Raw genomic sequence first — 20,510 nt, 5'->3', positions numbered from 1 at the left:
TTTTTTAATTAAAATAATTCCAAAATAAGTATTGCTTTCATTGCGATGTGTGCATATAATAAAACCAACTTACTTAACATACATTTTAGTATATAAAGTTTATTTAAAAAAGCGAGGGATCACTATGAACAGGCAAAAACCGCAAGTTGTCATGATAACGGGAGCTTCCAAAGGGCTCGGCAGATCGCTCGCCCTGGCGTTTGCCTCGCAAGGAGCGAAGCTAGCCTTGTGCGCTCGAGGCGCGGCCGGCCTTGAAGCCGTCAAACGCGAGGCCGATGATAAGGGGGCGGCTTCCGTGTTAACCGCAGTCGCGGACATTGCCTCGGCGCGCGACGTCGAACGGTTCGTTGCGCTGACGGAGCACGAGTTCGGCCGCATCGACGTCCTGATCAACAACGCTTCGGCGCTCGGCCCGAGCCCGATGCCTATGCTGCTTGACTATCCCGAGGACGATTTCGCAGAGGTACTGCGAGTGAATGCGGTCGGCACCTTCCTCGTCACCCGCCGCGTCATCGCCGGTATGCTTCGCCGGGGAAGCGGCTCGGTCATCCATGTAACCTCGGAGGCGGGAAGCACCGGTTATGCGGGATGGGGCGCGTACGGCATCTCCAAGTTTGCAGTGGAGGGCATGACCGAGACGTGGGCTGCGGAAGTGGAAGGTACGGGCGTTACGGTTAATATGGTCGATCCGGGCGAGATGAACACCGACATGCACGCGCTGGCTGTGCCGGACTGCGACTATGCGCTAGCCGAGCCGGACGAGGTAACGGAAGTATTTCTGTACTTGGCTTCGGATGAAGCCAAAGCGATAAACGGCCGCCGCTTCGAAGCGCAGACGTTTCGCAGCGGAGACGAGGAAGAAGCCGGCGTATAGCCCTAAGGAGGTGAACCATCATGGAAGCAGCGTCCTATACATTTGAGCTGCCAGTAGATCGCAATGCCGGCGCCCCGCCGGAAAGACGGGGCGTGCGCAGAGACCGCGTACGGCTGCTCGTCCAATCCCGGGCCGGCGGCGAGCTCCGCCATTCAAGCTTTCACCGGCTGGCCGACCATCTGCGGCCCGGAGACTGTCTCGTTCTGAACGAAAGCCGGACGATTCCCGCTTCGCTGAAGGCGCGCCGTTTCGCTGGCGACACTTATATAGATACGGTGGAGGTGCGTCTGGCTAAGCAGATAAGCGACGGCGTCTGGGAAGCGCTTCTGCTGGAGACGGAGGCGGCAAACAGCAGCCTCCTCTCGCTTCCCTCTCCCGCCAAACTCTATGCAGGCGAAACGCTTCGCTTCGCTTCTACACTTACCGCAACAGTGGAGCGGCGCGCGGGCAGCGCATTCGCCACGCTGCACTTCAACATGGCCGGTCCCGACCTGTTTGGCGCGTTTTACGAGCTCGGGGAGCCGATCCGCTACGAATATACGGAGCGGCCGTGGCAGCTCGATTATTACCAGACCGTATACGGAACGGTTCCGGGCTCGGTCGAGATGCCGTCCGCCGGGCGCGCGTTCAGCTGGGAGCTGCTGTTCGGCTTGCGGCTCCGAGGAGTTCGCATCGCTTACGTGCAGCTGCATACAGGACTGTCCTACTTGTACGGCTTCCGGCTCGATCCGGCGCAGAATGCCGAATCGTACGCCGTCTCCCTAGAGGCGGCGGAAGCGATCAACCGCTCCAAGTCGGACGGAGGACGCATCATCGCGGTTGGAACGACCGTCGTCCGCTGCCTGGAAGCGGCGGCGGGGCCGGATGGCGTGCAGGCCGGAGCCGGGCAGACGTCGTTGTATATCAACGAATCGTACCCGCTGCGGGTGACTGATGGCCTAATCAGCGGCTTCCACGAGCCTGAGGCGAGCCATCTGCATATGCTGTCGGCGTTCATCGGCCTAGAAGAGCTCGGGCGCGCCTACGATGAAGCAATCCGGGCGGGTTATCTGTGGCATGAATTCGGAGACGTGCACCTGATGCTGTAACGGTTTCGCGCAGGCCCGTGGTGGGGCAGACGGATGCGGGACAGTAGCTGCCGGGTGCTAGCGTCCTTTGATAGCGAGAATTGCCTCTGCAAGCGCATCGCGGTTGTCGTCCAGCCACTTCAGCGGCCCTTCGATGCCGCCGGTCAGTACGCCGACCGACCGCTCCGGCGGAACCTTCGCCAGCGCCTGCACACGGCTGTGCAGCAGCCTTGCAGCCATCAAGTCAGGGAGGACGGCCGCTTCCGCTTCGGTCAAAACTTCCCCCGCCTCGCGCGTATACGCACACAGCGCCGCGATCGCCCGCTCGAAGTCGAACGTACAGCTCTGCACGAGCGAATAAATGCTGCCGCCATCCAGCGGTCCGGCGCGCAGCGCGGCGAAGTATATGACCAGGTCGGCGATGTCGCGCAGCCGGGGCTGCTCGCAAATCCAGTCGAAATCGTATACAGCGCTTACGGCATCCCCCCGGAATGCGACGTTGGCGGGATGAAAGTCGCCGTGGACGATTGTATGCGGCAACCGGTCATACGCTTCGTCCGGAAGCTCGCGGCATAATCTCTCGGCCCGCTCCAGCATGAGTTCGATCGTGAGCCGTTCAGACGCGGTCATTCCTCTGTCGCCCAGTAAAACACGTCGGAGCGCTTCCGCCGTTGCGGCCGGATCGTCAAAACGCGGAAGCGGCTTACGGACAGACGGGCGAAATCCCACAGCCGCCCGGTGCAAACGGCCGAGCATCGCTCCGGCCCTTTCGAGCTGCCCGGTTCTTAACGGCTCATACGCCTCTCCGCCCATATACGGAAACAGCTGAAACGTCGCCTCTACCATCCTGCATCGCCGCGAGCCGCCCACTGTCGGCAGCGGAACGGGAACGGGAAGGGCGGCGCTTTCCATGTGCAGCAAATATTGCTCCTCGTAGTCAAGCCATCCGTCACCGCTATATTTGGCGCTGCGTCTGCGCAGGATGAACGTCCGCCCGTCATGGCGGACTGTGTAATTGCGATTGGCCGTGCCGCCAAAAAGCGGTTCGACCGCTGTATCCGGCGGGAACCCGTAAGCGTTCAGCGCCTCCCGGGTCTCCATGTTTTCGCGTTCGTCTTTCACTGGCTTCCCCTTCTTTCATCAGCGATTATGGGACCTTCCTGACTCTTTCTTTATTTATTATAGCTGGTTTTTACATACCTTTTTAAGTTCGCCGACATAAATAAGCCGAAGCGAGCCGGCTGCGGCTTCGTGCGCCGTTTGCCCAGCCCGGCTTCGGCCGGTACCGTTATTTCCGTTTTTTGAACTTTACTCAGTCGGCCCAAAATGCGGCTAAGGCTTGATCGCGATCGGATACGATCTGCCGACATCGATCGTGTCTCCCGAACGGGACAACTCGATCGTATAGCGCTCCAGTCGGGGAGCCGGAATGTAGACATCCAGGTGCGGCTTGTTCAAGTAATCTTCGGCTATGCCGAATCCGCTCACAAGGAACGCTTCCCGATCCTCTTTGGTTTTGCGGATGTAGGCTTCCAATCTTTCTTGTTCCCATTCCCCGCTCAAATCCTCTTTCTCGGCTATATCGAACGATACGCCTTCGAGCGACGTTTGCCCGGGGCGGTCCTTTTTCATTTTCAGATGCAGATAGCCGCGGCTGTCGTAGTCGGCCCCCTCGATAACAAGCTCCCGATTTTTGAATCGGACCGATTTCGGAAAAGCCTCATCCATCGCCAGCTCGACACGCCCGCTCGGCTCCATCTCGCTTATCGTCATTTTCCCGATATATAGCGTAAGCGATCGAATATCTCGGTCGAAGAAAACGGACGATGAAAACGGAAGCTGCAGCTTCCCGTCTTCCAGCAGCAGTCCCGGCCCCGAAGGGTCATATCGGTATATGCGGCCCTTATCGTCTTTCAAATACGGCGCTGTTTCGTCATCCCGCGGGAAATCGAACTGCCAGCCTTTTGGCCCCTGCACAATGACGTTCATCGTCGTCGGCTGGATCGTCAGCTTGTTTAGCGGCATTTCGCCGAAATCGGGGTCTCCTATTGCAAGGCGGCTGTCCGGTTCCAGTACGCGGTTATGCAACAGCTTGCCCGGCTCGATCGGAATCTCAATTTGACCAAGCTCCTTCCAGTCGGAGCGACGCGCCGCCCGATCCGCCGTATGCTCAATGACCGTCAGCCGAAGCTCGGTGCCCTTCTGCAAAAATTCCTCGGCCATGCCCGCGGCCAGCTGGAATTTGTACGACTCCTGCAGCACCGGCTTCCCGCCTCCGTCGGTCGTCGCCGCGATCGCCCCCGCCGTTGTCGATCCGCTTCCGCTGAGGTTGCCCGGATGGATCTTAATGTCAACCGATCTTTGCGGATCGGTTACGTCGAAGTCGTCGCTGGCGATAAAGCTTTTGAACAGCAGCTCTTCGTCCGTCAAGTATATATCGCTGATCGTAATGACCGTACCGCCCGTCTGCCAAGTAACCGGCGCGATCGGTGTATAACCGTTGTTCAGCGCCGTTTGGACGCCGTCACGCTCGCGGACTTGAGTCAGCCAATCGACGGCAAGTTCAAATCCGGGCACGGGCACCCCTTTTACGAACGAGGCGAACGCCGGAGATACTTTCACACCGGCCGTCAGCGTCGCGATCACCAGAAGTGCAGCCGCCGCGCTTTTATATAGAACGGGGAGACGGCGTCTTCGGATGCGTCTTGGCGCAGCCACGGTCGGACGATCAACAAATTCTCCCTTTTCAAATTTGTCTGGAAGCTCCTCCGCAAACCGGAACAGCGATTCCGGCACGGGAATGTCCTCCAAAGCCTTCTTTAGCCTCAATCTCATTTCCGTCTCTTGTTTCATACGGGAATCTCCTTCGTTTGGGGCCGTGCACGGCCCAGCATGCCGCCAAGCTTCAGCCTGGCGTGGTACAGCCGCGACTTGACCGTGCCTTCCTTAATGCCGAGCAGCTCGGCGATTTCGTCGATCTGCATCTCTTGAAAATAATATAGCCCTACGACGATGCGCTGGTTCACTTCCAAGTCCATAATCGACTCGAGCAGAAACGCGGATTGCTCCTTGCGGAGCAAATCGTCGAGCGGCGAAGCCGAACCGTCTTGAATATCCATCTCGTCGATATCTATGTTCATTTTATAGCTCTGCTCTTTGCGGGCGATGTCGATCGAACGAAGCGCAATCAGGCGGCTGAACCAGCCGCTTGGACGGACGATGTCCCGGCCGCTCATGATTGCGGCATACAGCTCGATCAGCGCGTTTTGCACCGCTTCCTCAGCCAGATGCTTGGACCGCAGCATCATATAAGCGGTGCGGTAAGCTTTCGGAATGAGCGAATTCGCCAAGCTCCGGAACGCCTCTTTATTGCCGCCGCGGACTTCCTCCCACAATTTCCGTTCCGCTTGCAAGTCCATGAAGCCACTCCTTTGTTATTGTTCCTATAGGATAGGCGTAAGCAGCCGGCATTCGGTTCATGTATTCGGCAAATTATTTATCGAAGTAACGCTGCAGCATGCCCCATAGTGCCTCAGACGTAACATAAGGCTCACCGGCATTGAGTCGCTTGACAAGCCGGGTGCCCGGCCGATTGCTGCCTTCTTCAATCGTGAAAAAAAGCTCGATCCCGGCGCTGTGCGCCTCTTGGACGGCTATTTCGTCGTAAGCGCCGTACGGAAAAGCGAGCAGCCCGGACTGGCTGCCCAGCTCTTCGCGCAATCGTTTCTCGAGAAACGTCAAATCGCTGAAGACCCGTTTGCGGTATGCGTCCTCGGACTCGCTCCGCTGATAGTTGTCCATATACTTTCGTGCGGTCAGCGCAGGCTGCCGCGAACCGGCGCGATCGGTCGGCACGGTTCGGTGCAAATTGTACGTATGGCTGTAAAACCCCATGCCGCGACGTTTTAGCTCACGCATTTGCGCCCAGCTTAAATGCGGATCTGCCTCGGGATTATACAAATCGGAAGAGACACCGATGATAAAGTTCGATGCGGGCACCCCGAACTGTCCCAGTACGGGGGCCGCATTTGTGTAGAACGATTCGTAGCCGTCATCGAACGTAAGGACGATCGCATTTGGCGGTATACGTTTGCCTTCAAGCATGAACTTCGCAAATAGTTCCATGCCAATCACTTGAAACCCTCGCTCCGCGAGCATGCGCAGATGATCCTGCAATTGCTCCTCGCTTATGGTGCCCGCTGGCAAAGATCCGCTCTCATCCGCCGCGGACTTCACATCATGATACACCAATACAAGCGCTTTGTCCTTGTAATACACGTTCCTTTCGAGGGATTGTTTGGCGCTTGTCTCCGCGATCGCCGCTGTCAGCAAGACGGCTACGATCGCCAGCAAAGCCCAATAGCAGATACTTGTTCTCATGTTCCTATGCCTCTCATACCATGTTGCGCGCGCTCATCAAGTATGGCGAAAGGAACGGGGAATCGGTTCAAATGAAACCGAACGGTTCATTGATCCTGCTATAAGCTTTATCGGCGTGATGCCTCCCCCCGGACCATAATCACAACCCGCCGTAGCAGATCCGGTCCGCAACAAAAATGACCGCAGCCCATCGGGCTTGCGGTCATCCTGTTACACGTTCGGGCGTCGCGTCGCGACATCCCTGCCGTTATTGCTTCGCTTTCTCGGCTTGCAGCATTTTGTTGATCTCCTCATCGCCTTTGCTGAGCGCCGTGTTGACGTCGATCGTTCCCGCGAGATATTGGTTAAAATACGTTTTCGCGATCGCTTCCGACTTCGACCGGTACGGCGACGAGTTCGGATAAGGCACCGGCTTGCTTTTGAAAATGCTGGCGATCCGCTTGCCCTTCAAGATGTCCAGGTTTTGCCCGAACTCCGCCTGAATTTGCGGACTGAGCAGCGGCGAGATACGTCCCTGCCTAGAGCTTTCGAGCTGCACGTCGTCGGAGATGGCCGCCTCGATCACCTGCATCGCCTGATCCTTGTATTTGCTTGTTTTCGTTACCGTCATAATGTTAACGCTGGCATTGCCGTATATGTTGGGCCGCTCCGTGTAGCTCGGATACTGGGCGATGTCCCAGTTGAACCCTTCCTTCGTCGGTCCTTCCAGCTGGGAGAACATGTTCGTGTACATAATCATGGCGAGTATTTTTTCCTTCAGGAAGTTATCGATAGCGTTCCCTCTCGGCTCGTTGCCCGGAATCGTAAACATCGCCTTGACCAGTTCGAACACGCGCTTCCACTTGTCGTTGTTCAGCGTCGCCTTGCCCGTCTTGTAGTCGTCCGCCTCGATGCCGAGCGGCTGATAAATCCACGAAATGCCGCTGCCCGGATCAATGCCGCGATATTGCGTGCCGCCTTCGTTTCTCGTCACTTTTTTGGCCAGCTCGAGAATTTGCTCCCACGTCATGCCGTCCTGCGGATAAGGAACGCCGAATTTATCGAAAATGTCCTTGTTGTAATAAAAGGCGTGAAAATTGCGGCTGTAAGGAAGGCCGTACAGCTCTCCGTTAGGAGAGCCGACCTTCGTGTCGGCGATCATCTGCGGCTCGAATCGGCTGAGGTCGACTTTATGCGTCTTAACCAGCTCGGTGATGTCGTACAAAATGCCCTTCTCCTGAAACGCCGTCAGACGGCCGCTGTACGTGAATACGATATCCGGCACGGTGCCGCTCGCGATCAGCTCATCCAGAGTCGAGCCTTTCACCGGCTGTATGATGTTCAGCGTAATGTTCGGATGCTGCTTCTGCAGCTTGTCCTTGATCAGCTTCTCAAGCGCCGGGTCGATAATGACCGAATCGATCGCAGCCGTCAGCGTGACGGGCGCGTCGCTTATGGCTGGGGCCCCTGTCCCCTTGTCTTTTTTCGTCGTCTCGTCCGCACTCCCCGACTGGCTGCCGCAAGCAGCTGCGAGTAAAGCCGTGGCGAGCAGCAAAGCCGTAGCGCCGGTAACCTTTTGTTTACGTTTCACGGTAATCCCCCCGATTGTCCGTTTTGGTAATACAAATCCAAGTGTCCTTCCTTACTCGCAGCGGATTTCCATAATCCGTGCATGATCCAGTCCGTTGGTCGCCACCACCTCCAATCGTAGCAGATCAACGCCGCGCAGATCGACTGCGAATTCGAGCTGGCGCTGATAGTTGTCCTTCACGCTCGCCACCCGTTCGAGACGTCCCGAGCAGGATGCCAGCAGGTCGAATGCCTTAAGCGTCTCCGGCTGCGGCCCCCATTCCATCTTCGCATGGTGAGCATCCGAATGCGTGAGCGCCAAATGGCGGTGCAGCCCGGTATCGAGCACGATGACGATGCGCGACAAATCGATCGGGCGCTCCCAACGCAGCTCCAGCCACGGCGCCTTGTCCGCCGGATCGGACATCCAGCGGTGCGTCCCCGGAACGGCCAAGTCCGGCCGTACTCCTCGCAGTCCGTGAACGGATCGGGTGTGACCGTCTACGATCTGGGAGGCACTTCCGCCCTCCTGCTCCGACGATGCTGCTATCGTTGCCTCAGCCGCCAAATTACGGTCGGTTGGCTGTTTGCCCGGCAAAAAGACGCCTTGCCGGATGAGCTGCTGCTGCACCTTCCCAACGAGCTCTTCGTCCCGCCAGCCGTTTTCCGGCTTACCTTCTCGGATCGCCAGCGCGGCATAAGTGCCCAGCGCTTCCCCCATCAAAGCGCATGTAGCCATTACCCGCGTACTCGAAAACGCGACATGCGTCGCCGATATGTTGCGCCCGGCAAAAAGCAGATTGGCGATATTCGTGCTTACAAGCGACCGCAGCGGAATGCCGTACATATAAGGCGTGTACGGATGAATGTTCGGCTTTTCCTTCGTCGCCTCGATGCCGCCGGGATGATGAATGTCCATCGACCATCCCCCATAGGCGACGGTGTCCGGGAAATCGACCGCCTGTTCCAGATCGCTTTGCCGCAGCATATGCTGCCCGATGAACCGCCGCGATTCCCGCTTGCCGGGAACGAATCCGAACCAGTCGAGCGCCCAATTTTCCGATTCGGGATGAAACCCGCTGTTCTTAATATGGTCCCATACCCCGAGCATAATCGCTAGCAGCTCGTCGCGGATCGATTCGTTGTCCTTGATCGTATCCCGCATCCCGCCATACTCCACCCACCAGTATCCGTATTCCCAGGTCGGGTGCGAGCGGAAGCGAAGATCCTCCTCGGTAAACCTTCTGATCCATTTCGGCGGAACGAACGGCATCGGCCGTCCCATGTCCTTCGTGGTGAACAGTAGCGAGGAGCCGAGCCTGTAGACATCACGGTCATCCGAAGCGAATGATTCCCCGTACTCGGACGCCGCTTCCCGTCCCGTCGTATACTGCGCTCCCACCTCGAAGCCGAGCCGGCCATCGCCGGTGCAGTCCGCAAACAGCTCGGCTTCGATATCGAAGAAATGCTCTGTACTTTCCCGGTTCACGAGCGCCGACACGATCCGGCTTCCGTCCATACGAACGCCTACGACACACGCATTTAGCATCAGCGTCAAATTCGGCTCCTCCCTGCACTTTTCGTACAGGATCAGATCGAGCATGTTCGCGCATCGCTGAGGATTGCGAACGGCGCATTCCAGCATGATCTCCTCCACGATGCCGCTTTCTCGCGACTCCGTCTCCAGAGCCCGGCCCCGGACCGAGCTGCCGCTTACGTTCATGCGAATTTCCGACGAAGCGTTGCCACCCAGCACGGGACGATCCTGCACGAGCACCGTCCGGATGCCGTTTCTGGAGGCAGCCAGCGCAGCAGCTACACCGGACATCCCTCCGCCGGCGACGAGCAATTGCGTTTGTATCCTCTGTCTTTTCTTATCACTTGCCATATCCATTGTCGAATGGTTCCTCCCCGGCGTTTAGGAAATAAAACGCCACTTTATTTTTGCTTGGTTATCAAGTATCTTTAAAGGCGAATCCTACTGAAGGCGGTGAAAGGGATGCAAACGTATCGCCCGAGAGAGCTTGCCCCGATCGTGCAGATGATGACCGTATGGAACGATAAAGCGCAATTCGAGAAGCCCGAAGACCAGAGCCCGTACTGGGTCGTATTCGTCGTAGGCGGCGGCAGCTTCCGCTTCGAGATCGACAAGCGCGAAGGGATTGCCGAGAAGGGCGACCTGCTGCTCTGTCCGCCGAACGTTCCGCTTAAACGGGTCATGATCCGTCCGTCTTCCTTTCTCGTCCTTTATTTCTCCTGGTTCGCCGACGAAGCCGAAATTCGTTCGGAGGATCAGCTTGCGCCGGGCATTGTCGGAAAAACGACGATACGGGACAAGCTCCGCTACGCATCCACTTATGCTTATCTGGCGATGCTCGCCAGGCCGAGCGATCCGGCCGGAAAAGCGCGCCGCAGCTTTTTGCTGCGCGACCTGTGGGAGCAGCTCGATTGGGAGCACGATACGCTGCGCCGCGATACGCGCCCGGTATCCGTCGACATTTTGATGATCAAAGCTTGCGCCATCCTTAAAGAAAGCGCTTTCGAAACGATCAGCCTGAATCAGCTGGCTGCGTCGCTCGGGCTAAGCACGGTCCAGTTCAGCAGGCGCTTCCGCAAAATGTACGGCATCAATCCAAGCGAATACGTCAGTGAGCTGCGGCTGGATAAAGCCCGCGAGCTGCTGCTCGAAAATCGGCTCACCTTGGACGAAATTGCAGTGCGTTGCGGATACAACAACGGGTTTTATTTCAGCCGCGTGTTTACGCAAAAAATGCGGATCAGCCCTTCCGAGTACCGCCAGACCTACCGGGTCTGAAAACCGCTCCCCACTTGCGGAAGCCGGCTTCTCTTTGCCTTTCCTTGTCTTCCTCTTCATCCTATCATGGGATTCCGTTTCGTTACATGCAGGAATCCCTCAAGTTCCATATACTTTTCTTCAAGCTTGTCCAAGCGACTTAGCGGAATAAAAAACAGCCCCGCTCTCGGCCGATGCCGATGCTGCGGAGCTGTTTTTGCGAGTAATCTGCTAGTTCCGAACGGAGCCGCGGCGCCGTTAGTGAATATCTTTTTTCTTGAAGCGGCCGCCCTTCACATCGTGAATATTGCCGACCGCGAGGAAAGCCGTCGGGTCGACTTCTTCTACGATCGACTTCATCTTCGCTTCCTCCAGCCGCGTGATGACGCAGAAGATCACCCGCTTCTCCCCGCCGGTAAAGGCGCCCTCGCCGTGCAGGTAGGTGACGCCCCGGCCGAGCCGCTGAATGATCGCCTGGCCGATCACGTCGTGCCTCTCGCTGATGATCCATACCGATTTCGATTCGTCGAAGCCCTCGATAATAATATCGATCATTTTGTAGGCGATGAAGTAAGCGATCAGCGAGTACATCGCGCGATCCCAGCCGAAAACGAAGCCGGCGCTCGCCAAGATGAATACGTTGAAGAACATGACGATTTCGCCGACCGAAAACGGCGATTTTTTCGTGACGAGAATGGCAACGATTTCGGTCCCGTCGAGCGATCCGCCGAACCGGATGACCATGCCTACGCCAACGCCGAGAATGATGCCTCCGAAAACGGCGGCGAGCAGCGGATCGTCCGTAAGCGGATTGACGGAATGAAGCAGCCACGTGCCCGCGGACATGATGCATACGGCATACAGCGTCGACAGCGCGAACGTCTTGCCGATCTGCTTGTAGCCGAGATACAGGAAAGGCAAATTGAGAACAAGTAGGAAAATGCCGAGCGGCAAGCCGGACAAGGCGGATACGATAATTGATATGCCGACAATGCCGCCGTCGATAATATTGTTCGGAACAAGGAATATTTCCAGGCCGACGGAAAAAAGCGCGGCCCCCAGCGTCAGAAACAACACTCTTTGCACAAATTGCGTGCGGGTCATATGAGTATGCATAGGCTGCGTTTTTTGCAGCTGTACGGTGTCTGTTTTCATCGGTAACCTCCCAGTAGCTTTCTCGCGGCAGTCTGCGAACATACGGGCTCACTAATAAACGCCCCGACGCGCTGCGACGAATCAAACGGCACGACAAATAAGCCTCTGTAATTGCGGCATAAACGGATTCTCAGCGAGCGAATGGGATTCGCCTGGATCGCTCGATCTTCCGCACATCGCTAAACGGCGATATATTTGGACGTAAATTTGATCGGACGCAGGAGCAAGCTTTTGATCAGGAGGGGAATGGCTCGGGTTCGCCTGAGCCGATACGCGGAAAGTACCGGCAATAACGTAAAAAATAGGATGGAGAAGCTTTCGCATAAAACCGCTTCGTCCGGTTTTTCGAGGCTGGGGCTGACCGTAGCGGAGACCACATTGCCGGTCGCTCCCGAGGATACGGCGGGAATCGATCTGGAGACGGGGGTTACGACCGTTTCGATCGTCGGCATCAGGAATGCCCAGAGGAGGGTGAACGCCACGATAAACTTCATATGTTTGCGAAAGGTCCGATACGCAATCATAAGGCTCCTCCTCCTCCGTCTTCGTCTCTGTATTGCCATAATACCACAAATTCCCCCGATTTTCAAAGCTAACTCGGATGAAACGTGCTTTATGACACCTTTCCCTCCGCTTTCCTCCGAATATCACCTGTTGTGTCACATTTGAAGGCAGCAAGGCGGAGAACCGATTCGAAAAAAAACGGCAAAAAACCCGGGACCATCGGTACAAGGCTTGCCGCCCTGCACCGGAATGTCCCGGGTTATGGTGAAATTCTATTGGATTAAGCTCGAGCCGGATTAAGCGCCTTCCAGTCCTCGTCCAAGCCGAGTCCGCGCAGGTCGGCCACGGTGTTGTTGCGCTCCGCCTCGTACAGCCTCCAGATGACTCTGAGTCCTTGCAAGCTTGTCGGTCCGTCCGTTACCGGCTGCGCGCCGTCGCGGATGCAATCGAGGAAATGCTCCAGCTCGTGGTGGGTAAACTTGCCGGAGGCGTCCGCCTCGTACAGCACCTTTCTGCGCGATTCCGAATCCAGATTCGCCTTCTCTTCCTTGATGTGCGTATGGGCGTACAGCTTTTTGTCGGCCAGATTGATCTCGAGCATCCCTTCCGTACAATGGGCGTGAATGCTCCAGCCGAGCCGCGTGCCCCGCGCTCCCCAGGTGCCGAAGTGATAGCCGAGGGCGCCGTTTTCGAATTCGATCGTTACATTGCTTGTGCCTTCCTTCTCCATCCACGGCGTCCCGAAGTTGGTGCCGATATGCGTGCCTCGCACCGGACGGCCGAGGAACCACATCAGAATGTCGACGTAATGGCAGCCGTGGCTGAAAAACTGCCCGCCGCCGAGCCGGTCCGCCGAAAGCGCCCAATGACCCGGGGCATACTTCGTATATTGCTCGGTCCACACCGACATTTGGAAGCATTCGCCATACGCCTTCGAATCGATCAATTCCTTCAGCTTGAGGACGATCGGCCAGAACCGAACCGGATAGGCGGTCATCAGCACTTTGCCGAGGCTCTCCGCCGTTTCGATCAGCTCGATACATTCCTCTTCCGTGTTGCACATCGGCTTCTCCATCAGCACATGCTTGCCCGCCTTCAGACAGGTCATGCCGACTTCGTAATGCAAATCGTGCGGCAGTACGACAAGCACCGCATCCACATGGTCAAGCAGCTCGTGATAGTCGCTTACCGCCAGCTTCGCGCCGGTTGCTTCCGCCGCCTTCTGTGCACGCTCCAGATCGATATCGCATGTGGCGGCGATCTCCACCCGGTCCGCCAAATAATGAAAGCCCCCGGAATGCGAGCCGGCCATTCCGCCGCAGCCAATAATGCCAAGTCGAATTTTACTCATTGTTTTTCCCTCTTTCCGCTTAGGGTTCGTGTATCGGTTCGGTCTACACTTTCATCTTAAACGGTCCGGCGCGAACAATCTTTATCTTCACGGTCCGTTGTTTTGTACTTTTTTGAAGCGAACAGGCTTTCGAACCCTATGCGCGAAAAAGGCTGGCGTGTTTGGCTGAACCGCGGGAGGCTGTTGCCGAAACCTAACGGGCGAACAGCGCGAGCTTATATCAGCTCCGAATATTGCAGCAGCTTTTGCATCATGATGGCTACCTCTGCTCTAGTCATGTACGCTTTCGGGGCAAGCTTCGCGCCGTCCCGACCGGAGACGATGCCCGCCTGCAGACAGTCGGTTATGCCGCTTGCCGCCCACTCCGCAACTTTATTCGCATCCGCAAACGAGCCGAGCGGTACACCCGCCTGAGCGGACGCCAGCTTCGCCTTCAGACCGGTGAGCTTCATGGCGCTGGCCATGATCGTCATCGCCTGCTCCCTCGTAATATTGTCCATCGGACGGAAGGTGCCGTCCTCAAAGCCGCTAATCAGCTTGCCCGCGTAGGCGGTTTGGATCACGTCGACGTACCATTCCGGCGCTTTCACATCGGCGAACGGCGAGGCCGCTTTCTCCAGCTTCAGTCCGAGACCGCTCACCAAAATCGCCGCGAACTCCGCGCGGGTAATTTCCTGATCCGGGTTAAACAGGTCATTGCCGACCCCGCTCACAACCATCCGCGAGCCCATGTCGTTCACGGCGTCCTGAGCCCAGTGCCCGGCAACGTCCTTGAACTGCTGCGGATGCCACACGACGGCATAAGTGCTGTTCGTCAAGCTGTTCACAATGGCGTAATAGCTGCCGTCTACGATTACGATCCGGGTCGGCACATGGCGAACCGCCCCATCCGGGTCCACGACTACGGCCGTCGTTATTTTCGCCGGGTCCGTTCCTTTCGGAATCGCGATTCTTCGTTCCACGTAGGCGTTAAAATGGGATACTTCGATCGTCGTGTCCCCATAGGCCGCTTTTACCGTAAAGTTGAGCGGCGGAGCGACGATGGAGAATTCTCCTCTTGCCGCCGAGCTTTCCACAACCTTCACCATATCAGCCGAAGGTGCGGCGATTTCGATACGCACTTTAATATCTTGAAGCTCTACGTTTCTCCCGAGCTGCTCTGCTATGGCCTGGATGTTGATTTGCTGGGCAGGCAGCGTATAGACGGCTTTCTCGGTGGCAATTTCCACGATCGCCAGCTTTTGCTCCATATTTTTGACCATTCGGCCGTTTAATTCGCCGATCACGACATCCGCATTCGTTTTTACCGGAATGGTGATGACAGCCCGCTCACCTTCCGCCGCAAGCTTCTCCTCCAGCTTTTGCGGATCAATCGCCACTGTCGTTACCGTCCGGTCGCCCGCTTTAACCGTTGTCGCCGTGCCGGCACTTTCTGCTTTCCCGTTAATCAGAACATCAACCCCTGTGCCTGGTGTCTCTGAAATCGTTGGAGTTGTCGGGGCCGGCGTATTCACTGGCGTATCTGTAGGCGTGCCGGCATCGCTATCGGACGCACTTGGCGTGACCGCATTGGAAGGAGCGGAAGGCGCGCTGCCGCCGACCCGATTGATCGCCTTCACGGTAAACGTATAAACGGTTCCGTTCGCTAACCCCTGCACCCGTATTGGACTTGCCCCTCCCGTTGCCACGATGCCCCCTGGCCAAGCTGAAACCTCGTACCCGGTTACAGGGCTTCCGCCATGATCCGCCGGAGCGGTAAAAGACACGGTCGCCATGCTGTCTTCAGCCGTCGCTACAACGTCCGTCGGCGCCCCCGGCACGTTCACGGGCATAGCGCTAACTTGGTTGGAGGCAGCGCTGTCCCCTGCCGGATTGGTCGCCTTCACCACATAATAATACGTTACACCGTTCGACAAGCCCGTAGCCTTGTAACTGTATACCGCCTCGCCAACGGTCGCGACCTCGCTTCCATAAGTTCCGGCCGTCACGCTTTGAAACACTTTGTACCCGATTGAACCCGGTACAGCGTTCCATGCCAGCGTCACTTGCCCGTTACCGGCTGCGGCCGCTTGCAATACCGGCGCTCCCGGCGCCGAGACTAGCGGAGTCGCCCCCGCCTGATTGGAAGCGGCGCTGTCTCCGTACGGACTGGTCGCCTTTATCGCAAAATAATACGTCACACCGTTCGTCAAGCCTGTGGCTCTGTAACTGTGTACCGCCTCGCCGACAGCCGCTACTTCAGTTCCGTACGTTCCGGCTGTCACGCTTTGGAATACTTTGTATCCGGTCGAGCCAGCCACCGGACTCCACGCTAGCAGGGCCTGCCCATCGCCAGCCACGACCGAATGCAGCACCGGGGCCTCAATCGGCGGAACCTCCGGCGTTACGCTCGGCGTCGCCGCAGACGGCAGCGAATCCCCTTTTGCGTTCGTCGCCACAACCGTGAATGTATAAGCTGTGCCATTCGTCAATCCGGTTACCAGGATCGGGCTGGCGGTTCCGCTGCCTGTGAGTCCGCCCGGATTCGACGTAACCGTGTAGCCCGTTATCGCGCTGCCGTTACTCGCCGGCGGAGTAAAGCTGACGAGCGCCTGACGGTTCCCCGGCGTCGCCGCCGCTCCCGTCGGAGCGTCCGGCACAGAAGCCGGCGTTACGCTTCCCGATGGCGCGGACGGCAGCGAATTCCCGATTCCGTTCGTCGCCACGACCGTAAACGTATAGGCCGTACCGTTCGTCAAACCGTACACCGTAATCGGGCTTCCGCTTCCGGTTCCCGTCAAACCTCCCGGACTTGCCGTCACCGTATAACCCGTTATCGCGCTTCCCCCGCTGCTTGCCGGCGGCGTGAAGCTGATGCTCGCCTGGCCGCTGGACGTCGATACCGCTGTTACTTCGGTCGGCGAGCCCGGAGTGGCTGCCGGCATTACGCTTCCCGATGCCGCAGACGGCAACGAATCCCCTTCTCCGTTTGTCGCCACAACCGTAAACGTATAAGCCGTGCCGTTCGTCAAACCGGGTACTATAATCGGGCTTGCGGTTCCGGTTCCTGTGAGTCCGCCCGGACTTGAGGTAACGGTGTAGCCTGTTATGGCGCTTCCCCCGTTACTCGCCGGCGGCGTAAAGCTGACGATAGCGGCGCCGCTCATGGCTGCTGCGTTCACTGCTGTCGGAGCGCCAGGCTTCCCGACCGGCGTTACGCTTGCCGTCGGTTCGGAAGGCGTCGAACCGCCTATCGCGTTATTGGCGACTACCGTAAACGTATAGGCCGTGCCGTTCGTCAAACCGTACACCGAGATCGGGACCGTTACACTTGTGCCGGTCTTGCCGCCCGGATTCGAGGTGACCGTATAACCCGTTATCGCGCTTCCTCCGTCACTCGCCGGCGGCGTAAAGCTGACGCTCGCCTGCCCGTTTCCGGCCGTTGCCGACGCTCCGGTCGGGGCGTCTGGCACGGAAGCCGGCGTTACGCTTGCCGAGGCCGCGGAAGGCAGCGAATCTCCCTTCTCGTTCGTGGCGACCACCGTGAACGTATACGCCGTCAAATTGGTAAGGCCCGTCACCGTAATCGGGCTTGACGTACCGCTTACGGTCTTTCCCCCCGGGCTGGCCGTTACGGTATAACCCGTTATCGCGCTCCCCCCGTCTTCTGCCGGCGGCGTAAAGCTGACGGTTGCCTGGGTGTTCCCCGGCGTTGCCGTTACCGCTGTAGGAGCGTCAGGCGTCGTAACCGTAATGACCAGCTTCTGAATGCGGTTGTTATTTTTATCGGCTACATAAATCGTCGAGCCGCTGCTGTCCACCGCGATTCCGCTTGGGTTCGAAAACTTCCCCATACCGGTCTCCCCCTGAGTCGAGCCTCCCCAAACCTTCCACGTATTGGTAGACAAAGTCAGCTTCTGGATACGATTACGGGCAAGATCGGCCACGTAAACGTTGCCGCTGTCGTCAACCGCTACTCCGTTTGGCTTGAGGAAAGATCCGGGGCCGCCGCCGGTCTTTTTCCACTCGCTCCATAGCCCCGTGGATATTGTAAACTTCTGGATGCGATCGTTCTCCGTATCGGCCACATAAACGTTCCCGTCGCCGTCAACAGCCACCCCCTTCGGGCTGTTGAATTCGCCGAGGCCGCTTCCCGAAGCGTTGCCGCTCTTGCCCCATGAACTCCATGTGCTGCCGCCCGCAGGCAGCTTCTGAATACGATGATTGTTCGTATCCGCCACATACAGATTCTTATTTTTGTCAACCGCCACGCCGCTAGGGCTGTCAAACTGGCCCAAAGCTGTTCCCGCAGTTGTTCCGTTCCCCCACGCAGCCAAGTAGCCGACTGTTGGCGACAGCTTCTGAATGCGGTGGTTGGGCATATCCGCCACATACATATTTCCGTTCTGGTCCACCGCCACTGCGGTTGCATTTTTAAACTGGCCGTTGCCCGCTCCATGGGTGCCGGCGCCATAGGAGCTCCATGTGCTTCCGCCTGCAGGCAGCTTCTGAACACGGAAGTTGTTCCCGTCGGCCACATACAAATTGCCGCTACTATCTATGGCTACTCCACTTGGCACCTTGAACTCGCCTGGAGCGTTGCCTTCAGCAGGGCCTACATCCCCGTACACGACCGGCGCCGCGCCGGTCAGCTTCAGCACGGCATGATTCATCGCTTCGGACACATACACGTTTCCGTTGCCATCCACTGTCACGCCCAGCGGATTGTTGAATTCGTTCAAGCCGCCTCCCGAGATCGGGCCGTTTTTACCTATTGCGCTCCAGGTGCTCCCGCTCAGCTTCTGAACGCGGCCGTTGCCGGTATCGGCCACGTACACATTATCTGAGCTATCTACCGCCACTTTGGCCGGACTACTAAATTCGCCCAAAGCCGTCCCCGCAGCATTACCGCTTTTTCCCCAACTATCTGTGACGATGCCGCCCGACGACAACTTGAGCAGCCGGTGATTGTTGGTATCTAGCACATACACATTCTTGCTGCTGTCTGTCGCTACGTCTTTCGGTTTGTTCAACGTCAATCCGTCCATCGTGATCCATGTATCGGTGTCCACAGGAAGCTTCCGAATACGGCTGTTATCCGTATCAGCCACATACACGTTTCCGCTGGTATCTACAGCGATCCCGCTCGGCTTATTAAAATTGCCGGGAGCCCACGTCTTCCACGTATTGGTTGCTATGTCCAGCTTCTGGACGCGACTGCTGCTATATTCAGCCACGTATATATTTCCGCCGCTGTCAAGCGCCACGCCCATAGGAGCATTAAACTGCGAAAGCGGAGGCCCTTGAATGCTACTCCATGAATCACCAGCCACATCAAGCTTTTGAATGCGATTGTTGCCCTGATCGGCCACATACACATTTCCGCTGCCGTCTACCGCCAATCCTTGCGGAAAATAAAATTTACCCAAGCCCGATCCGCTTAGATGCCCTATTTTGCCGTATGACGTCCATGTTTCCGCCGCGTCCACCGGGACAGGAAACGAGCATGCGTATACAATAAGCAGCATCAAACCAACGCTATACCATCTTCTAATAGCAGAAGCAAATCTTCTTCCATTCATAATCGACATCCTCCCTCAAGAAGTATTTTTTTCCGACAACAACCACCAAAATCTCAACTCCTTCGACAACAATCAAGCCTATTATACAAAGCCGCAATAAACAGAGAATAAACAAACAAAAAGCCCGCGAAATCATTAATCGATTCCGCAGGCTTTTCCGCCACTTGCCGCTAACTTTTCAATTTCGCAATAAACGCTTGAATCCGGGGGTCGGGTCTCGTTCCGAGCTCCTGCAGCAGCAATTGCTCCAGCAGCTCATATTGCCGAAACGCCTCGTGCTTCCTACCGAGCTCCGTATACAGCCGGATAACCTCGTGGCTGATGTCCTCTCTTATCGCATCCAATTTCAATATTTCGCCAAAATACCGCAGCGATTTTTGCGGCTGATTCAGCTCGATATGAAATCTCGCAGCGGCTTCGAGCAGCTCGATGTACTGCTCCTCGAGCCGGCGCGTTTGCCCGCTTGCCCACTCATACGCCTTTCCCTTCAAAAACTCTCCCGTATACAGCGCTTCCGCCTGTCTGAACCAATCGGCGCTTGGCTCGGGAGCCGAGCGTATTTGCTTCAGCAGCCGCTCGAATTCGTACAAATCGCAAGAAACGCCGCTATCCGCAATGCGAATCTCATGCCTGCCCGCCTCGATGCAATCGCCCGCCTGGACCGCGCCGATCGCCTTGCGAATATAGTACAAAGTCGAATTCAAATTTTTCAGCGCTTTGTCCGTTTCCAGGCCGCTCCATAACGTCTCGACGATTTCCTCCCGGCTCACCGCCCTCCGGGTCATTAGAAAAGCGAACAGCTCCTCGGTTTTGGGGCTTCTCAGCCTGATCGTCTCCTGCTCCATGCCGCTGCGGCACAGCTTCAAGCCACCAAACAAAAAAACCGACAAAGACGGTCCGGCAGCGGCAGATCCGCGTTTCTTCCTGAGTTTGTCGAGCGTTTTGGCCATTCGCTCGGCGGTTACGGGCTTCAATAAATAATCGAGCGCGCTTGCCTCAAACGCCCGAACCGCATATTCGTCATGAGCGGTTACAAAAACGATGTCCGTGGAGCTGTCGAGCTCCTGCAGCAAACCGGAAAGCGTCATCCCGTCCAGCTCCGGCATGGAAATATCGAGAAATGCCACGTCTACCGGATTCGCCTGAGCAAATTCGCAAGCCTCCAGCGGATTCCTAAACGTGTGGCACGTTTCGATCTCCCCGCTTTCGGACAGCAGCCTGTTCAAACGTTTGATCGACAACGGCTCATCGTCCACGATAATAGCCCGCAGCATGT

The 20,510-nt window shown here is 57.1% G+C and carries 14 protein-coding genes; 3 read left to right on the top strand and 11 right to left on the bottom strand.

Annotation, left to right across the window (positions count from 1 at the left end):
- The first annotated feature begins 124 nt into the window (after window positions 1-124).
- A complete protein-coding gene (locus D7M11_RS08780) occupies window positions 125-874 on the top strand; it encodes an SDR family NAD(P)-dependent oxidoreductase (RefSeq protein WP_120746826.1) in 750 nt (249 codons plus the stop codon).
- A gap of 20 nt (window positions 875-894) precedes the next feature.
- Window positions 895-1,962, top strand: a complete 1,068-nt coding sequence (locus D7M11_RS08775) for an S-adenosylmethionine:tRNA ribosyltransferase-isomerase (RefSeq protein WP_120746825.1) — start codon at window positions 895-897, stop codon at window positions 1,960-1,962.
- Window positions 1,963-2,019: 57 nt separating this feature from the next.
- Here the strand turns inward: D7M11_RS08775 and D7M11_RS08770 are convergent, their stop codons facing one another.
- From D7M11_RS08770 to D7M11_RS08740, 6 genes are all read right to left on the bottom strand, one after another.
- Window positions 2,020-3,063, bottom strand: coding sequence for a phosphotransferase enzyme family protein (locus tag D7M11_RS08770; protein ID WP_120746824.1), 1,044 nt, complete (start codon window positions 3,061-3,063; stop codon window positions 2,020-2,022).
- A 210-nt stretch (window positions 3,064-3,273) separates the two neighbouring features.
- Window positions 3,274-4,794 (bottom strand): DUF4179 domain-containing protein, encoded by a 1,521-nt coding sequence (locus D7M11_RS08760; RefSeq protein WP_120746822.1) that lies wholly within the window; start codon window positions 4,792-4,794, stop codon window positions 3,274-3,276.
- Window positions 4,791-5,360 carry an RNA polymerase sigma factor gene (locus D7M11_RS08755; protein ID WP_120746821.1) on the bottom strand — a complete coding sequence of 190 codons (570 nt, stop codon included), beginning with the start codon at window positions 5,358-5,360 and terminating at the stop codon, window positions 4,791-4,793. The genes D7M11_RS08760 and D7M11_RS08755 overlap by 4 nt, the downstream gene beginning before the upstream one ends.
- 73 nt (window positions 5,361-5,433) lie before the next feature.
- The gene (locus tag D7M11_RS08750; RefSeq protein WP_120746820.1) at window positions 5,434-6,321 is read right to left on the bottom strand and encodes a polysaccharide deacetylase family protein; all 888 of its coding nucleotides are present in this window, start codon (window positions 6,319-6,321) and stop codon (window positions 5,434-5,436) included.
- 247 nt (window positions 6,322-6,568) lie between these two features.
- Window positions 6,569-7,891, bottom strand: coding sequence for an ABC transporter substrate-binding protein (locus D7M11_RS08745; protein ID WP_158606519.1), 1,323 nt, complete (start codon window positions 7,889-7,891; stop codon window positions 6,569-6,571).
- A 51-nt stretch (window positions 7,892-7,942) separates the two neighbouring features.
- On the bottom strand, window positions 7,943-9,763 hold the full coding sequence (locus tag D7M11_RS08740; RefSeq protein WP_205127041.1) for an FAD-dependent oxidoreductase: 1,821 nt from the start codon (window positions 9,761-9,763) through the stop codon (window positions 7,943-7,945).
- A gap of 105 nt (window positions 9,764-9,868) precedes the next feature.
- On the opposite strand from D7M11_RS08740, the gene D7M11_RS08735 reads away from it, so the two are divergent.
- The gene (locus D7M11_RS08735) at window positions 9,869-10,684 is read left to right on the top strand and encodes a helix-turn-helix domain-containing protein (protein ID WP_120746818.1); all 816 of its coding nucleotides are present in this window, start codon (window positions 9,869-9,871) and stop codon (window positions 10,682-10,684) included.
- 237 nt (window positions 10,685-10,921) lie between these two features.
- Here the strand turns inward: D7M11_RS08735 and D7M11_RS08730 are convergent, their stop codons facing one another.
- The 5 genes from D7M11_RS08730 to D7M11_RS08710 all read right to left on the bottom strand — a co-directional run bounded on the left by D7M11_RS08730 (window position 10,922) and on the right by D7M11_RS08710 (window position 20,508).
- Entirely contained in the window at window positions 10,922-11,779 is an 858-nt protein-coding gene (locus tag D7M11_RS08730) for a YitT family protein (protein WP_120747032.1), read from the bottom strand.
- A gap of 218 nt (window positions 11,780-11,997) precedes the next feature.
- Window positions 11,998-12,342: a hypothetical protein gene (locus D7M11_RS08725; protein ID WP_120746817.1), complete on the bottom strand. Its 345-nt coding sequence runs from the start codon at window positions 12,340-12,342 to the stop codon at window positions 11,998-12,000.
- Window positions 12,343-12,602: 260 nt separating this feature from the next.
- On the bottom strand, window positions 12,603-13,673 hold the full coding sequence (locus D7M11_RS08720) for a Gfo/Idh/MocA family protein (protein ID WP_120746816.1): 1,071 nt from the start codon (window positions 13,671-13,673) through the stop codon (window positions 12,603-12,605).
- 215 nt (window positions 13,674-13,888) lie between these two features.
- Window positions 13,889-19,234 carry a fibronectin type III domain-containing protein gene (locus D7M11_RS08715; RefSeq protein WP_158606518.1) on the bottom strand — a complete coding sequence of 1,782 codons (5,346 nt, stop codon included), beginning with the start codon at window positions 19,232-19,234 and terminating at the stop codon, window positions 13,889-13,891.
- Between the two features lie 170 nt (window positions 19,235-19,404).
- The gene (locus D7M11_RS08710) at window positions 19,405-20,508 is read right to left on the bottom strand and encodes a response regulator (protein ID WP_120746814.1); all 1,104 of its coding nucleotides are present in this window, start codon (window positions 20,506-20,508) and stop codon (window positions 19,405-19,407) included.
- Window positions 20,509-20,510 lie beyond the last annotated feature (2 nt).

The organism is Paenibacillus ginsengarvi, from assembly GCF_003626695.1.
Lineage (GTDB): Bacteria > Bacillota > Bacilli > Paenibacillales > NBRC-103111 > Paenibacillus_AB > Paenibacillus_AB ginsengarvi.
The sequence above is the reverse complement of the archived record's forward strand: the minus strand, read 5'-3'. Positions and strand labels throughout refer to the sequence as shown.

Excerpts from the sequence above, each read along its gene's own strand:
- D7M11_RS08780 (WP_120746826.1), top strand. The coding sequence starts at position 125 with ATGAACAGGCAAAAACCGCAAGTTGTCATGATAACGGGAGCTTCCAAA.
- D7M11_RS08775 (WP_120746825.1), top strand. The coding sequence starts at position 895 with ATGGAAGCAGCGTCCTATACATTTGAGCTGCCAGTAGATCGCAATGCC.
- D7M11_RS08760 (WP_120746822.1), bottom strand. The coding sequence starts at position 4,794 with ATGAAACAAGAGACGGAAATGAGATTGAGGCTAAAGAAGGCTTTGGAG.
- D7M11_RS08755 (WP_120746821.1), bottom strand. The coding sequence starts at position 5,360 with ATGGACTTGCAAGCGGAACGGAAATTGTGGGAGGAAGTCCGCGGCGGC.
- D7M11_RS08750 (WP_120746820.1), bottom strand. The coding sequence starts at position 6,321 with ATGAGAACAAGTATCTGCTATTGGGCTTTGCTGGCGATCGTAGCCGTC.
- D7M11_RS08740 (WP_205127041.1), bottom strand. The coding sequence starts at position 9,763 with ATGGATATGGCAAGTGATAAGAAAAGACAGAGGATACAAACGCAATTG.
- D7M11_RS08735 (WP_120746818.1), top strand. The coding sequence starts at position 9,869 with ATGCAAACGTATCGCCCGAGAGAGCTTGCCCCGATCGTGCAGATGATG.
- D7M11_RS08730 (WP_120747032.1), bottom strand. The coding sequence starts at position 11,779 with ATGCATACTCATATGACCCGCACGCAATTTGTGCAAAGAGTGTTGTTT.
- D7M11_RS08725 (WP_120746817.1), bottom strand. The coding sequence starts at position 12,342 with ATGATTGCGTATCGGACCTTTCGCAAACATATGAAGTTTATCGTGGCG.
- D7M11_RS08720 (WP_120746816.1), bottom strand. The coding sequence starts at position 13,673 with ATGAGTAAAATTCGACTTGGCATTATTGGCTGCGGCGGAATGGCCGGC.
- D7M11_RS08715 (WP_158606518.1), bottom strand. The coding sequence starts at position 19,234 with ATGAATGGAAGAAGATTTGCTTCTGCTATTAGAAGATGGTATAGCGTT.
- D7M11_RS08710 (WP_120746814.1), bottom strand. The coding sequence starts at position 20,508 with ATGCTGCGGGCTATTATCGTGGACGATGAGCCGTTGTCGATCAAACGT.